Here is a 14,038-nt window from a genome sequence, read left to right on the forward strand (position 1 = left end):
GAAGCACAAAAAAGGTATCCTCTCACATTGGAAAGGATACCTTTTTCATTATTACTGCTTTCGCTTTGGAATTTTACCGATTCCAAGTTCTCTTGCCTCTTTACTTAATGCTTTGATTAAGCTGAAGGCCATCATCGCCATGATGACGGAGAATGGCAGCGCAGCGACAATCATTGTATTCTGCAGCGCCTGTAATCCGCCAGAATATAGCAGTACCAGGGAAATTGCCGCAAGCATGATTCCCCATGTGAATTTGATCTTATTGCCGGGTGTTAGTGATCCATTCGTCGTCATCATACCTAAAACAAATGTTCCTGAATCCGCAGAAGTGATGAAGAATGTCCCAATTAGGATCATTGCAAGAACCGATAACAGTGTGCTCATTGGATAATTTGCGAACACGCCAAATAGTGCTTCTTCAGTGGCCAAATCAGAAATCTTCGCAATCCCCTCATTCTCCAGCATAATCGCTGACCCGCCAAATGCTGAAAACCATAAGAAGCCGATCAGGGAAGGAACAAGCAGCACACCGAATACAAATTCCCTGATTGTACGGCCTTTAGAAACTCGAGCTATAAAAATCCCTACAAATGGTGCCCAAGCAATCCACCAGGCCCAATAGAAAATGGTCCAGCCATTTATCCATGAACGCACATCTTCATTCAGCGGTGAAATACGGAAGCTCATTGAAGGCAGGTTCTGCAAGTAGGTTCCGATTGTGTTCGTGAATAAATTAAGGATGAATTGTGTTGGTCCAAGGATCAGCATGGCTAACAGCAATATTGCTGCCAGTATCATGTTTACATTACTCAAAATCTTGATGCCTTTTCCAAGTCCGCTCCATGCAGAAATCATGAACAATACCGTGACAACCAGGACAATCAACAATTGAGCCATGAAACCAGTAGGTATTCCAAACAGGTAAGAAAGTCCCCCGTTAATTTGTACAGCTCCAAATCCTAAAGTTGTTGCCACACCGATCACCGTCGCGACAACAGAAATAACATCGACTATTTTTCCAGCGGCCCCTTCAGTACGGTCGCCTAAAATCGGTCCGAGCGTGGCACTGATCAGTCCAGGCTTTCCATGGCGGAAATTGAAATACGCAAGAACTAAAGCGACGATTCCATAAATGGCCCATGCATGGATGCCCCAATGGAAAAATGTGAATCTCATTGAATCACGAATAGCCTGGTTCGTTCCCGGCTCTACTCCTGTCGGTGTCGATACCATGAAGTGGCTGATCGGCTCGGCAGTACCCCAGAAAACCAGCCCAATTCCCATGCCGGCACTGAACAGCATCGCATACCAGGTCAGCGTCGAAAATTCCGGACGGTCATCCTGCTTGCCTAATCTGATTTTCCCCAATGGACTTATGAGGAAATAGAGACAAATAATAACAATTAATGATACAAGAATTAAATAATACCATCCCAAAGAATCAGTGATGAAAGCCTGGATATTGGCCGTAACTGCTTCAAGTTTTTTTGGTACCAACACACCGAACAGGACCATCAGGAGCAAAATCCCGGTCGATATGAAAAAAACAGATGAATCCTTTTTCATTATAAAACTCCCTTCTATAATTTGACACTTTAATACCCTAACATAATTTAACGTTTTTTAAAAAAGATTGACTCATAACAGAGTTAGTATGGCCTGAAACATCAACAAAAATGTACAAATCTATTTAGTACAAATTTGTTTTGCAATTATGTCCGCTTGAAAAAAGCGGATTTCTTTGTTTATGCTTCAATTTGATTTTCCCATGTCCCATTAAGAATCTATTAGTCTATTGAACCAATGTCGAAACTTGTATAAGATTGATAGAGAGATGTAGTAAGGAGTCGATATTTTGAATGAAAAATTATTTGTCAGGGCATTATCAATAGGAGCCATTTTCCTTGTCACCTTCCTCGGTGCAGAGAAAATACGGTCGATTGAAAATCCGACAGCAGAGGCAAAAACTGAAGAAGCACCAAAAATCACCCGTACTGAAACTCATCTTGTGAATAAAGAGATCGAAGATAAAAATCTTCTTAAAAATTTTACGAATAAGGAAGAAAAAATAATCATTGACGGAGTTCCACATGTAAGCCAGCTTCCCGAACTACAGCGCGGGTGTGAAGTGACAAGTCTGACCATGCTGCTTCAATATGAAGGAATTGCCGTTGATAAGATGACTTTAGCAAAGGAAATATTTAAAATCCCCTTCCGAGATGCGAATTATGTCCGAAGCAACCCTTATGATGGATTCGTCGGTGATATTTATACATTCAGCAAATCGGGTTATGGCGTTTACCACGGACCAGTCGCCAACCTTGCGGAGAACTACATTCCGGGGAAGGTGAAGGATGTAACCCGTCAGCCCTTCAAGGCAGTGAGTGAGCTGCTTGACAGCGGATCGCCGGTCTGGGTGATCATTAATTCCACTTTTGCCCCTCTGCCAGAATCCGAGTTCACTACCTGGAAAACCAACACCGGGGATGTCAAGATCACGTACAAAGAGCATAGTGTACTGATTGTCGGCTATGACGAACAATCAATTTATATCAACGACCCTCTGGCTGACACTGGATACAAGGCTGTTCCGCGCATACCATTCGAAAAGGCATGGGCGCAGATGGGAAGCCAGGCAATCGGCATCGAAAAATAACAGATTCCTAATTTCATAGTGATGAACACAATTGAAATTTTAATGAGTGTGAAAAGTCACAGGAGATTACGCGTGAAACGGATATATTTAACTTATAAAAAAGTTAAATAGGGGTGTCTGTATTGAAGAAAAATGTTGGAAACACTGATCGGATCATTCGTGCCATTCTTGGGCTATTGCTGGTATCCTTTTTCTTTTTAGCTGATGGCGGTCTTAAATACCTTGGTATCGCCGGCCTGGTTCTATTTTTTACGTCGATCGTAAAATTCTGCCCATTGTACTTAATTGCAGGACTCAACACCAATAAAAACAGATAAACAGGAAAAATCGGCAAGGGATCCTACCCTGCCGATTTTTATTAGGCGTACATTTTATTTTCTTCTTGTTTGAAAAAGCTCTTCATGGCATGGAATACATCAGCTTTTTGCTTGAGGATATAGTATCTGAAATGTTCATCTTTAATGTTTTTATACGCGGACATAAGGGTCGAGTGGCGGTTGTACTGATTGACTTCTCCATAACCGAACATATTGGAGACCTTCATCAGTTCTTCAACTAATTTCACACAGCGGGCATTGTCGGAGGTCAGGTTATCACCATCGGAAAAGTGGAATGGGTAAATATTAAACTTGCTCGGATTGTATTTCAATTCAATAAGTTCTAAAGCTTTTCGATAGGCGGATGAACAAATGGTACCGCCGCTTTCTCCTTTAGAGAAAAAGTCTTCCTCGGATACGACCTTTGCTTCGGTATGATGGGCGATGAATTCAATTTCGACCGTTTCATATTTTGAGCGAAGGAAACGGGTCATCCAGAAGAAAAAGCTCCTCGCCATATATTTTTCCCAGAGTCCCATACTGCCGCTCGTATCCATCATTGCAAGCACAACAGCCTTTGAGTCTGGCTTCACAACCTCATTCCAGGTCTTGAATTTCAAGTCCTCCTTGTAGATTGGATGGAAAGCGGGCTTACCGGTCATCGCATTCCGTTTGTATGCTGACATCATCGTGCGCTTTTTATCGATATTTCCCATGAGCCCCGTCTTCCTGATGTCGTTGAATTCAATGTTTTCTACCAGATGTTCCTGATCTTCCTTCTTCTTGAGGTTTGGAAGCTCCAGCTCTTTGAATAGGGCCTCCTCAATTTCCATCATTGATACTTCAGCTTCATAATAATCTTCTCCAGCCTGGTCTCCTGCTCCCTGGCCTTTGCCTGGCCCCTGCTGCTGGCCTGAGCCATCCCGGGCGACAACATCCCCAACCTTCGTATCCCCGTTGCCCTGGCCTACATGTTTGTTCTTATCATAGTTATAACGGATTTTGTACTCATCCAGTGACCTGATCGGAATCTTTACGACATCCCTGCCGTTGGACATGATAATGTTCTCTTCTGTGATCAAATCAGGCAGATTGCTCTTTATGGCTTCCTGCACCTTTTCCTGATGGCGCTGTTGATCGTCATGTCCTTTGCGGTGGAGGGACCAATCTTCCTGGGAAATCACAAACTGGTGATTGCTTTCATCGGTCATTTTCAACCCCTCCTTTGAAATTTTCATTTTTAGTAACATACGACAATCTTATTTCATACAATATCCCGATGGCCATTCACCACGGGGGGAAATGTATTACTCTATCTTATGCAAGAAGACAAAATAATTTACAAATAATTTTGACAATTATCCCTATATACTGGCGCTGGACAAGCCCATTTTATCTGTGAAATCCCCCGGTGCTGCTGGGATACCGATTGTACACTTCATTCAATACGGGACACATTAAGTCGATTCAATTACAAGAAAAAAAATAACCTTTGCATAATTCGCAAAGGTTATTTCTTGTCATTCGCTTTATCAAATTGAATCGGATCCGGTACTTTATCATATTCCTCTTTTAACACTTCGCCACTTCGGCGATGTTCCATTTGCTTGCCAAGATCTTCAATTTCCTCTTCGTTGTGTGCCATGGAACTATTTTTAGGGACATAGTCTTTTGGTAACTCTTCTTTTCCTAAGTCTTTTTTAGCCATCATGATCACCTCTTGCCTGTACTATTCCCTCTATAGAGTATAATTAAACCCATGTACATCAAGCTGAAAGGACCTGCAAGCTGCAGGTCCTTTCTGACTATCTATTTAACAAGCTACCGACATACCGCAGCAATTCATTGGCGGATGTGGAATTGTAGCCATGCTCATCAATCAGCCTTGCAACAACATTATTGATTTTCTTCAGCTGTGTCTCATCTGGAGTTTTCGTTGAAGTCGTGATCTTCACAACATCCTTCAGATCAGCAAATAGCTTTTTCTGGATTGCTTCACGCAGACGATCATGAGAATTGTAATCAAACCTCTTGCCTTTGCGCGCATACGCTGAAATCCTGATTAAAATCTCTTCACGGAATGCTTTCTTCGCATTTTCAGAAATGCCAATCTGTTCCTCAATCGAGCGCATCAGCTTCTCATCCGGATTGATTTCCTCGCCAGTCAGCTGATCACGCATCTTCGCTTTATTGCAATACGCCTCGACATTATCAAGGTAATTATCCATAAGCGTTTTAGCTGATTCTTCGTATGAATAGACGAATGCCTTTTGCACTTCTTTTTTCGCGATGTCATCGTATTCCTTGCGTGCGATCGAAATATAGTTAAGGTAACGTTCTCTTGTCTCAGCTGTAATGGAAGGGTGCTGGTCAAGTCCTTCCTTAAGTGATCTCAGAACATCTAAAGCATTGATCGTCTTGACTTCCTTCCTGATGATCGTAGAAGAAATCCGGTTAATGACATATCGAGGGTCAATTCCGCTCATTCCCTCATCCTGATGCTCTTTTTTCAGTTCCTCTACATCCGCCCTGTTGTAGCCTTCGACACTCTCTCCATCATATAATCTCATCTTCTTGATTAGGTCGATGTCACCTTTTTTCGGATCCTTCAAACGTGTAAGAATCGTGAACATCGCAGCCACCCTTAAAGTATGCGGGGCGATGTGGACATCATTCACGTCACTCTCCCTGATCATCTTGTCATAGATTTTCTCTTCCTCGGAAACTTTTAAGTTATATGGTATCGGCATTACGATAATCCGTGAATGGAGCGCTTCGTTCTTTTTATTGGAGATGAACGAACGGTATTCTGTTTCATTCGTGTGAGCTACAATCAGCTCATCAGCGCTGATCAATGCGAATCTTCCGGCTTTAAAATTGCCTTCCTGCGTCAGGCTCAGCAAATGCCAGAGGAATTTCTCATCACACTTCAGCATTTCCTGGAACTCCATCATCCCGCGGTTGGCCTTATTCAATTCACCATCAAAACGATAGGCACGCGGATCGGATTCAGAACCATATTCCGCGATTGTGGAGAAATCGATGCTTCCTGTCAAATCGGCAATATCCTGGGACTTCGGATCAGATGGACTGAATGTGCCAATCCCTGTCCGCTTATCTTCAGAGAAAAAGATCCTTTCAACAATGACATCTTCAATCCTGCCGCCATATTCCTGTTCAAGTCGCATCATATTCAGCGGCGACAGATTGCCTTCAATCCTGATGCCATATTCATCATAGAAATCCTTGCGGAGATGATGCGGGATCATATGCAGCGGATCTTCATGCATAGGGCAACCCTTAATAGCGTAAATTGCTCCCCTGTCAGTGTGCGAATAAGCTTCCAATCCTCTTTTAAGCATTGTGACCAGGGTTGACTTCCCGCCGCTCACAGGTCCCATCAGGAGCAGGATCCGCTTCCTGACATCCAGTCGTTTCGCTGCCGGATGAAAATACTCCTCGACAAGCCTCTCCAATGCTTCCTCCAGACCAAATAACTGTGAATTGAAGAAGGAATAGCGCTTCTTGCTTTTATCGTTTTCAATCCCTGCGTCTTTAATCATATTATATACACGAGAATGTGCCGATTGAGCAACCCATGGCTGTTCCTTCACTATTTCCAGATACTCCCTGAACGTCCCTTCCCACTTTAGCTTCTCTTCATCCTGGCGATACATTTCAATCTTTTTTAAAATATCCATATGGACCTCCCCATGTAGCGTTATCAAGAGACGATTAATAAATTCTATGCAGCAAACAATTTGAACATGCGTATTCGTTGGGCAGTCCTGATGGTCTTTTTTAATTCCCGATGCAAAAAAGGAGCCTATCCTTCACAGTTCGGAGATAATAGGCTATAATAATTTCTATATGGACAAAGACGAATAAAAGGGAGGCTTACATACATGAAATTGATTCTGATTATTGGTGTAACTATTACATTCTTATCTGCAATCTTCACTGCAGGTTACGATGATAAGCCGGGAATCACAAAAAAATAAAAAGCTGCCACCCGGCAGCTTTTTATTTTTTCATAAGGCTGTTTTCGTAAAGATGGTTGTTAAAATCCTAAAGCCGATTTTAACGTGATAATAGCCATTTTGTAGGTCGGTACTAAGTTTGCAAGCTCTTTTCTCATAATAGTTCTGAATTGTGTGAACAATCTTAGGTAATTCAATTCTATTTTGTAGCCAATAGCAACAAAGTTTGAGAAAAGAGCCTTTCATAATTATTTTTTATTCAAATTCTGCTTTTCCACAAACCCCTTCATATACATCCGTGATTTGCGCCCGAGCATTTTTGCCATCTGCCCAGTCCATGTGTCCTCACGTTTGCCACCGGTTCTTTCCCGGTAGTATTGCGAGGTCGTTTCATTATAATCTTGCAGCTGTTTCTCATACAAACTCTCATCTTGCTGATACTCATTTTCCATATAGACATGTTCCATTGCAAGACGAGGCTTTATATCCGTCTCCTGGTCAGGATAACCTACCGCCATGCCAAACAGGGGAATCACATGTTCAGGCGTCTTCAAGACTTCCTTAACAGCTTCCAGGTCATTGCGGATTCCGCCTATATAGCAAATTCCAAGACCCATTGATTCAGCAGCAACTGCGGCATTCTGGGCAGCCAGTGCGGCGTCGATCAGGGCAACCATGAATTTCTCCGTGCTCTCGATCGAATCATTCAAATCAGCATTTTCCATCTCAGCTAAGACCTTATGGCGGTGAAGATCCGCACAAAACACAAAGAAATGGCCATTAGCCGCAACATATGCCTGATTGCCGGCAATCTCAGACAGCTTGTCCTTTTTCTTCTGGTCCGTTACGCCAATGATTGAATACGCCTGGATGAAGCTTGATGTAGACGCTGCCTGTGCACTTTTTACAATCGCTTCTATCTGCTCGCGCTCCAGCGCCTTATTTTTAAAGCTCCTTACCGAGCGATGGTTTAAAATGGATTCGATTACCTTGTTCATTCTTCTCTCAGCTCCTTCTTAAATTCTGGTGATGCCAAAAAGGAGACCTGAAAAGGCCTCCTAATATTTGCGCAAATCGCGATAACCCTGCTGTCTTAACGCCTCATAAATCAGGATAGCGGCTGTATTGGACAGATTTAAAGAACGGATATTTTCATTCATAGGCAGCCTCAGGCATCTCTCCATATTGCTTTCGATTACTTCTTTGGGAAGTCCGGTTGTCTCCCGGCCAAAAATAAAGAAGAACTCCTGGTCGACTGCACTATAATCAAAATCAGAATGCGCCTTTTTGCCAAATTTGGTCACGTAAAAGAATTCTCCGCCCTCGTTCTGCTGATAAAAATCCTCGAGCGAATCATAGTAATGAATCTTCACGTGTTCCCAATAATCCAACCCGGCACGCTTCAGCATCTTATCATCCGTCGAAAATCCCAACGGCCTGATCAAGTGAAGCTCGGTATCGGTACCAGCGCAGGTGCGCGCAATATTGCCCGTGTTTGCTGGAATGAGCGGCTGGTATAATACAACATGCAATGCCATGACTTTCACCTCTAATCAAAACTACAGCTATTATACCATTTCACTCCCTCACAGCAAAAGAATTGGACCAGGACAAGCTTCCCTTCATTCATCACGATCATCAGTAATCGTCAAGAACTTATACTTTATATTCGGGGTATAGGCAGTCGAATCCTCATATGCCCAGTACCTCATTCGGCTGTTATACGTATGGGCGTTGACAAGCGGCATTCCGTCGGCGTCATGCCCGGTAACTATAGTTGTATGGTCAAATCGGCCATCCCCCTGGAAATCGTAGCAGATCACATCCCCAAGCTTCAGCTTTTCGGCACTGCTTACCTCTCTTCCCCTTAAACCGAACTTTGAACCGGGAATATGCCAGCGCAACGCATTTGCAACAGACCAGGTGAAACTCCAGTTATTATTCTGCATCCACCAGCCATTGCTTCGGTTTGGATAGCCCCGCATCGGCGCCCCGCCTACATTCAGGCATTGCGAGATATAATTCGTGCAATCCACCTCAAATTTCTTATATGCAGGATTATAGTCATTCCACCAGCGTTCAGCATACTGGACAGCCTTTAACCTGTCATATCTGAATCCCTTCCTGTCCTGTCCGTCGGTTTCTTGCGTAAAGACCGGCAGCGATTCTTCACCAGCTTCAGTCCGCTCACTCTCTTTCAATTTCTCATCTTTCACGAGGACACCTTTATAAAATTCAGCCCGCCTCTTTTCCACTTCCTCCTCCATGTAAAATAATCCTCTTTGTTTGATCAAATACTGAAAGTGGACATCATATAACACAGATGCATTTTCCTTCTCTTCCAATTTTCGCCGAATCCTGCCATCTCCTTTTGCTTTTACAATTTCAGCAGACCTGTTTGAAAAGCTCTGCTTTTTCAACTCAATGCCCGGACACTCATGCAATTGATTTCGAGGCATGGATACACATTGAAGGACACGCTGTTCCAGCAGTTCCTGCAGTTGATCACGCATACTCATCTCTCCCTTCACCTATCATGTTTATGAAGGGCTAAGGAATTTCAGGCATAAAAAAAGAATGGATTAAAGTAAAATCCATTCGGTCTACATTGTCATATTCACTTGGGAATCTTCCTTAAAAAAATCCAGCCCTTTCCTGATTTCGAGCAAAACTTCTTCATCTTCTTCCTTAGCGACAGCAAGAGTCAAAGCATCTTTCGCTTCGCTTCCTCCAATTTTACCAAGAGCCCAGGCTGCAGTTCCTCTTAAGACTGGTCTTGGGTCATTCTTCATCACAGCTATTAGTTCCGGCACTGCAGTATCATCCTTATAATGAGCGAGCGCAATGATTGCATTACGCTGGATAGGCTTCTTTCCTCTCCAGGATCCTGAAACATGTCCGAACCTATCTTTGAACTCCCGGTTGCTCATCGTCAACAGTGGCTTAAGCAGTGGTTTCGCAATCTCAGGGTCTGGTTCCATTTCTTCATGGAAGTGAAAATCCTTCCCTTTGTTCTCAGGACAAACCGTCTGGCAAGTATCACATCCATATAAACGGTTTCCAAGCTTCTCCCTGAATTCATCCGCTAAAAATCCCTTGGTTTGAGTCACGAACGCGATGCATTTTTGCGCATCAAGCTGGCCGCCCTGTACAAGCGCACCTGTAGGACAGACATCCACACACTTGTTACAGCTGCCGCAGAGGTCTTCCATCGGATGATCAGGCTCAAACGGGATATTCGTGATCATTTCCCCCAGATAGACGTATGAGCCGAACTCCGGTGTGATGATTGAACAATTCTTGCCGCTCCAGCCGATTCCCGCACGTTCTGCGACAGCCCTGTCAACGAGTTCACCGGTATCGACCATCGATTTGAAGCGTGCTTCGGGAACTTTCAAAGCAATATATTCCTCGAGTTTTTTCAGCCTGTCCCTAAGGATAGCGTGGTAATCAGTTCCCCAGGAGGCCCGGCAGAAGATTCCCCGCCTTTCACCCTTCTTGCTGATCACTTTCGTCTTCATTTTTGAAGGATAAGCGAGAGCAATCGAAATGATTGATTTAGGAGTGTCAAAAATCAAGCCAGGCTCCGTTCTCTTTTCAATATCCTTTTCCTCAAATCCGGATTGATAATGAAGTTCCTGCTGCCTGTATAACCGGACCTTCATCTCTTCAAAAGTCGATGGTGCCGCAAAACCAATTTTATCGATGCCGATCGTTTTGCTGTAAGCAATGATATCCTTCTTCAAAATTGCTGTATCCATTGCGGATCCCTCCTTTCCAATTGATATCTATATATGAATCCAATAATTTAAAAGCAAATCTCTTTTATGATAAACTATTTTAAAGCAGATTTGGAGGTGGAATCAATGGAAATTCAAGTTTCCAGGGCGATATGTGACCTCATTCCCGGATTTACGATCGGGATGATACAGTATAAGAATATACAAGTAGGAAAGTCTCCGCAAATGTTGAAAGGCAGACTGCAGCTCTTCCAGGAATCAATCTATTTTGACCTTCTGGATAAAAACGTAACGGAGCTTGAAGGGATCAAAGAGTGGCGAGGAATATTCAAAACAACAGGGAAAGACCCAAACCGATATAGACACTCGGCCGAAGCCCTCTACCGAAGGATTTCGAAGCAGAACTATCTTCAATCTGTACATAGTGCAATAGATTTGAATAATTTCTTCTCACTTGAATATCAGATTCCAATAGGCGTTTATGACATGGATAAGCTAGTGGGCGATGTAACGATTAAAATAGGTGAAGAAAACGAAGAATACACAGGTTTGAATGGACGCGCTAATAACCTGGCCGACCTGCTGATTTCAGCGGATGAACAAGGACCATTCGGCAGCCCATTTGTCGATTCAGAAAGAACCGCCGTGACAGAAAAAACAACTAATGCGCTGCAGATTGTCTATTTAAGGCCATCATCGCCTGCACAAGGCAAGGAAAAGATGACCGAATCGCTGATGAACATGTTCAACCAGATACATGGAGGAACAGGTACTTATACAATCGTGGGATGCTAAGACATCTTTTTTTCTTCTCGGATAATCATGCATTGCAGAGTTTAATGGATGTTATAAGCGGAGAATTTCCAGGTATTGTCATGGGAGTATGTTTAGAAAGCACAAATAGGCGGAGATCTTCCGGTTAACTGCTATAAATAATACGAAATCCATTGATTTGGATGAAATAAACGGAATAACGCCCATTATCTTTAAAAAGATATGGGGCGTTTTCAATTTAAACGGAAATGTTCCGTTTATTTTTCAAACACTGTGAAATCAACATTCAGTTAAAACAAAGTCAAAGAAAAAACGCAGCACGTCGTTTTCAAGAAACGAAATGCTGCGTTAGTCACGTATGTATGGAGCGGGTGAAGGGAATCGAACCCTCATCATCAGCTTGGAAGGCTGAGGTTTTACCACTAAACTACACCCGCATACATCTTATGAAAATAAAGAAAACAGGAAATCCTGTTTAAAATAAAGATGGTACCGGTGGTCGGGGTCGAACCGACACTCCAGAAGGAACACGATTTTGAGTCGTGCGCGTCTGCCAATTCCGCCACACCGGCATATGAAGATTTCATGTACTGCTATTGCCACTAAATGATTAGTGGAGGCGGCAACCGGATTTGAACCGGTGAATAAAGGTTTTGCAGACCTTTGCCTTACCACTTGGCTATGCCGCCATATTATATTGGAGCGGAAGACGGGATTCGAACCCGCGACCCCAACCTTGGCAAGGTTGTATTCTACCACTGAACTACTTCCGCAAAAATGGCTGGGCTAGCTGGATTCGAACCAACGCATGTCGCAGTCAAAGTGCGATGCCTTACCGCTTGGCTATAGCCCAATATATTGTATGCTCTTATTATTACATTTGTGAATTATAATGGGGCGACTGATGGGAATCGAACCCACGAATGCCTGAACCACAATCAGGTGCGTTAACCACTTCGCCACAATCGCCATTATAAAATTGGCAGGGGTAGTAGGAATCGAACCCACACCAAAGGTTTTGGAGACCTTCGTTCTACCTTTAAACTATACCCCTGTGTTAAATGGTGGAGGGGGACGGATTCGAACCGCCGAACCCTGAGGGAGCGGATTTACAGTCCGCCGCGTTTAGCCACTTCGCTACCCCTCCATTATAACATCATTTCCGATGTTGAAAAACCCATTTACTCATTTTCCTGATCAGCCAGGAATTAATTATTAATGGTGGCTCAGGACGGAATCGAACCGCCGACACAAGGATTTTCAGTCCTTTGCTCTACCGACTGAGCTACTGAGCCAATATAATATTGTTACCTAAACTTTGTTAGGCTTATGTCCTTTGCTCGAATGACCTTACGGTCTTTCTCGCAAGTTGCCGCAGAAGCTTATTCAACGATGTGAGCAACTTGCTCTACCGACTGAGCTACTGAGCCTAATTAAAAATGGCGGTCCCGACCGGGATCGAACCGGCGATCTCCTGCGTGACAGGCAGGCATGTTAACCGCTACACCACGGGACCAGATTGCGGGGGCAGGATTTGAACCTGCGACCTTCGGGTTATGAGCCCGACGAGCTACCGGACTGCTCCACCCCGCGACGATAATAAAAATATTATTTGGTTTATGCTCTTAGTGAGCAATGACTGTCCCGATCTCAGGATGCTTATTCAAGCAGCAGCTCAATCGGTACAACTCGCAGTTCATACAGTGAAGTAACGCTCGTTGCTCCACCCCGCGACGATAATATTATTCTTGAAATTATATGGTGGAGGATGACGGGATCGAACCGCCGACCCTCTGCTTGTAAGGCAGATGCTCTCCCAGCTGAGCTAATCCTCCATTATTAAGTTGCTTTGTTAAAGTGAATGGTGACCCCTACGGGATTCGAACCCGTGTTACCGCCGTGAAAGGGCGGTGTCTTAACCGCTTGACCAAGGGGCCAGATATATAATTTCTATGGCGGAGAGCAAGGGATTCGAACCCTTGAGACAGCGTTGACCGTCTACACGATTTCCAATCGTGCTCCTTCGACCTCTCGGACAGCTCTCCAAATTGGCTCCGCAGGTAGGATTCGAACCTACGACCGCTCGGTTAACAGCCGAGTGCTCTACCACTGAGCTACTGCGGAATAGTGATAATTTCTCCGACCTGGATACACGATCCGTATCTTTGAAACAAGATGTAAAATGCATCTTGCCCGGCGGCGTCCTACTCTCACAGGGGGAAACCCCCAACTACCATCGGCGCTGAGAAACTTAACTTCCGTGTTCGGTATGGGAACGGGTGTGACCTTCTCGCCATCGCCACCAGACATTTTTTTTAGAGACAATATCTATTATACTGTCTTTTATGCATTTTGCAAGAGAATTTTTAAAAGATATTTCACTTTGTGAAAGTCTTTATTCCCTCAAAACTAGATAATGTGTAAGAAGAAAACAAGAGAAATGAGTAATCATTTGGTTAAGTCCTCGAACGATTAGTATCAGTCAGCTCCACACGTCACCGCGCTTCCACCTCTGACCTATCAACCTGATCATCTTTCAGGGTTCTTACTAGCTTGCGCTATGGGAAATCT

At 43.7% G+C, this 14,038-nt stretch carries 11 protein-coding genes, 15 tRNA genes and 2 rRNA genes; 3 read left to right on the forward strand and 25 right to left on the reverse strand.

What is annotated here, in order from left to right; genetic code table 11:
- Positions 1-51: 51 nt before the first annotated feature.
- A complete protein-coding gene (locus tag ACNAZ4_RS04375) occupies positions 52-1,566 on the reverse strand; it encodes a glycine betaine uptake BCCT transporter (protein ID WP_415812954.1) in 1,515 nt (504 codons plus the stop codon).
- A gap of 289 nt (positions 1,567-1,855) precedes the next feature.
- Here ACNAZ4_RS04375 and ACNAZ4_RS04380 point away from each other — a divergent pair, with 289 nt between their 5' ends.
- Positions 1,856-2,656, forward strand: coding sequence for a C39 family peptidase (locus tag ACNAZ4_RS04380; RefSeq protein ID WP_415812955.1), 801 nt, complete (start codon positions 1,856-1,858; stop codon positions 2,654-2,656).
- Positions 2,657-2,778: 122 nt separating this feature from the next.
- Positions 2,779-2,973: a YgaP family membrane protein gene (locus tag ACNAZ4_RS04385; RefSeq protein WP_415812956.1), complete on the forward strand. Its 195-nt coding sequence runs from the start codon at positions 2,779-2,781 to the stop codon at positions 2,971-2,973.
- A gap of 41 nt (positions 2,974-3,014) precedes the next feature.
- Here the strand turns inward: ACNAZ4_RS04385 and yhbH are convergent, their stop codons facing one another.
- From yhbH to queG, 7 genes are all read right to left on the reverse strand, one after another.
- Entirely contained in the window at positions 3,015-4,184 is a 1,170-nt protein-coding gene (gene yhbH / locus ACNAZ4_RS04390) for a sporulation protein YhbH (protein ID WP_415812957.1), read from the reverse strand.
- A 299-nt stretch (positions 4,185-4,483) separates the two neighbouring features.
- Positions 4,484-4,684, reverse strand: a complete 201-nt coding sequence (locus ACNAZ4_RS04395; protein ID WP_415812958.1) for a hypothetical protein — start codon at positions 4,682-4,684, stop codon at positions 4,484-4,486.
- A gap of 94 nt (positions 4,685-4,778) precedes the next feature.
- Positions 4,779-6,674: a PrkA family serine protein kinase gene (locus tag ACNAZ4_RS04400; RefSeq protein WP_415812959.1), complete on the reverse strand. Its 1,896-nt coding sequence runs from the start codon at positions 6,672-6,674 to the stop codon at positions 4,779-4,781.
- 527 nt (positions 6,675-7,201) lie between these two features.
- A complete protein-coding gene (gene nfsA, locus ACNAZ4_RS04405; RefSeq protein WP_415812960.1) occupies positions 7,202-7,951 on the reverse strand; it encodes an oxygen-insensitive NADPH nitroreductase in 750 nt (249 codons plus the stop codon).
- Positions 7,952-8,011: 60 nt separating this feature from the next.
- Positions 8,012-8,491: a tRNA (uridine(34)/cytosine(34)/5-carboxymethylaminomethyluridine(34)-2'-O)-methyltransferase TrmL gene (trmL, locus tag ACNAZ4_RS04410; protein ID WP_415812961.1), complete on the reverse strand. Its 480-nt coding sequence runs from the start codon at positions 8,489-8,491 to the stop codon at positions 8,012-8,014.
- A gap of 84 nt (positions 8,492-8,575) precedes the next feature.
- Positions 8,576-9,466, reverse strand: a complete 891-nt coding sequence (locus tag ACNAZ4_RS04415) for an amidase domain-containing protein (RefSeq protein ID WP_415812962.1) — start codon at positions 9,464-9,466, stop codon at positions 8,576-8,578.
- A gap of 90 nt (positions 9,467-9,556) precedes the next feature.
- The gene (gene queG, locus ACNAZ4_RS04420; protein ID WP_415812963.1) at positions 9,557-10,714 is read right to left on the reverse strand and encodes a tRNA epoxyqueuosine(34) reductase QueG; all 1,158 of its coding nucleotides are present in this window, start codon (positions 10,712-10,714) and stop codon (positions 9,557-9,559) included.
- Positions 10,715-10,819: 105 nt separating this feature from the next.
- Between queG and ACNAZ4_RS04425 the strand changes: the two genes are divergently transcribed.
- Positions 10,820-11,488, forward strand: a complete 669-nt coding sequence (locus ACNAZ4_RS04425) for a B3/B4 domain-containing protein (RefSeq protein WP_415812964.1) — start codon at positions 10,820-10,822, stop codon at positions 11,486-11,488.
- Between the two features lie 342 nt (positions 11,489-11,830).
- Here ACNAZ4_RS04425 and ACNAZ4_RS04430 read toward each other — a convergent pair.
- The 17 genes from ACNAZ4_RS04430 to ACNAZ4_RS04510 all read right to left on the reverse strand — a co-directional run.
- A tRNA-Gly gene (locus tag ACNAZ4_RS04430) sits at positions 11,831-11,904 on the reverse strand.
- A gap of 50 nt (positions 11,905-11,954) precedes the next feature.
- A tRNA-Leu gene (locus ACNAZ4_RS04435) sits at positions 11,955-12,039 on the reverse strand.
- Between the two features lie 42 nt (positions 12,040-12,081).
- A tRNA-Cys gene (locus tag ACNAZ4_RS04440) sits at positions 12,082-12,156 on the reverse strand.
- Positions 12,157-12,165: 9 nt separating this feature from the next.
- Positions 12,166-12,240 (reverse strand) — tRNA-Gly (locus ACNAZ4_RS04445).
- 5 nt (positions 12,241-12,245) lie between these two features.
- A tRNA-Gln gene (locus ACNAZ4_RS04450) sits at positions 12,246-12,320 on the reverse strand.
- Positions 12,321-12,360: 40 nt separating this feature from the next.
- Positions 12,361-12,436, reverse strand: a tRNA-His gene (locus tag ACNAZ4_RS04455).
- Between the two features lie 11 nt (positions 12,437-12,447).
- A tRNA-Trp gene (locus ACNAZ4_RS04460) sits at positions 12,448-12,521 on the reverse strand.
- 8 nt (positions 12,522-12,529) lie between these two features.
- Positions 12,530-12,614, reverse strand: a tRNA-Tyr gene (locus ACNAZ4_RS04465).
- Positions 12,615-12,686: 72 nt separating this feature from the next.
- A tRNA-Phe gene (locus ACNAZ4_RS04470) sits at positions 12,687-12,762 on the reverse strand.
- Between the two features lie 145 nt (positions 12,763-12,907).
- Positions 12,908-12,983 (reverse strand) — tRNA-Asp (locus ACNAZ4_RS04475).
- Between the two features lie 3 nt (positions 12,984-12,986).
- Positions 12,987-13,060: transfer RNA gene (locus ACNAZ4_RS04480), tRNA-Met, on the reverse strand.
- Positions 13,061-13,226: 166 nt separating this feature from the next.
- Positions 13,227-13,302: transfer RNA gene (locus tag ACNAZ4_RS04485), tRNA-Val, on the reverse strand.
- A gap of 27 nt (positions 13,303-13,329) precedes the next feature.
- Positions 13,330-13,404, reverse strand: a tRNA-Glu gene (locus tag ACNAZ4_RS04490).
- A gap of 16 nt (positions 13,405-13,420) precedes the next feature.
- A tRNA-Ser gene (locus ACNAZ4_RS04495) sits at positions 13,421-13,512 on the reverse strand.
- 4 nt (positions 13,513-13,516) lie between these two features.
- Positions 13,517-13,591: transfer RNA gene (locus ACNAZ4_RS04500), tRNA-Asn, on the reverse strand.
- Between the two features lie 67 nt (positions 13,592-13,658).
- Positions 13,659-13,774, reverse strand: a 5S ribosomal RNA gene (gene rrf / locus ACNAZ4_RS04505).
- Between the two features lie 145 nt (positions 13,775-13,919).
- A 23S ribosomal RNA gene (locus ACNAZ4_RS04510) occupies positions 13,920-14,038 on the reverse strand; the annotation flags it as partial.

Source organism: Mesobacillus thioparans (assembly GCF_965138835.1).
Lineage (GTDB): Bacteria > Bacillota > Bacilli > Bacillales > Cytobacillaceae > Mesobacillus > Mesobacillus thioparans.

Bases quoted from the DNA above. Each gene is read 5' to 3' on its own strand.
- nfsA (WP_415812960.1), bottom strand. From the start codon at position 7,951: ATGAACAAGGTAATCGAATCCATTTTAAACCATCGCTCGGTAAGGAGC.
- ACNAZ4_RS04425 (WP_415812964.1), top strand. From the start codon at position 10,820: ATGGAAATTCAAGTTTCCAGGGCGATATGTGACCTCATTCCCGGATTT.
- queG (WP_415812963.1), bottom strand. From the start codon at position 10,714: ATGGATACAGCAATTTTGAAGAAGGATATCATTGCTTACAGCAAAACG.
- yhbH (WP_415812957.1), bottom strand. From the start codon at position 4,184: ATGACCGATGAAAGCAATCACCAGTTTGTGATTTCCCAGGAAGATTGG.
- trmL (WP_415812961.1), bottom strand. From the start codon at position 8,491: ATGGCATTGCATGTTGTATTATACCAGCCGCTCATTCCAGCAAACACG.
- ACNAZ4_RS04375 (WP_415812954.1), bottom strand. From the start codon at position 1,566: ATGAAAAAGGATTCATCTGTTTTTTTCATATCGACCGGGATTTTGCTC.
- ACNAZ4_RS04415 (WP_415812962.1), bottom strand. From the start codon at position 9,466: ATGCGTGATCAACTGCAGGAACTGCTGGAACAGCGTGTCCTTCAATGT.
- ACNAZ4_RS04400 (WP_415812959.1), bottom strand. From the start codon at position 6,674: ATGGATATTTTAAAAAAGATTGAAATGTATCGCCAGGATGAAGAGAAG.
- ACNAZ4_RS04395 (WP_415812958.1), bottom strand. From the start codon at position 4,684: ATGATGGCTAAAAAAGACTTAGGAAAAGAAGAGTTACCAAAAGACTAT.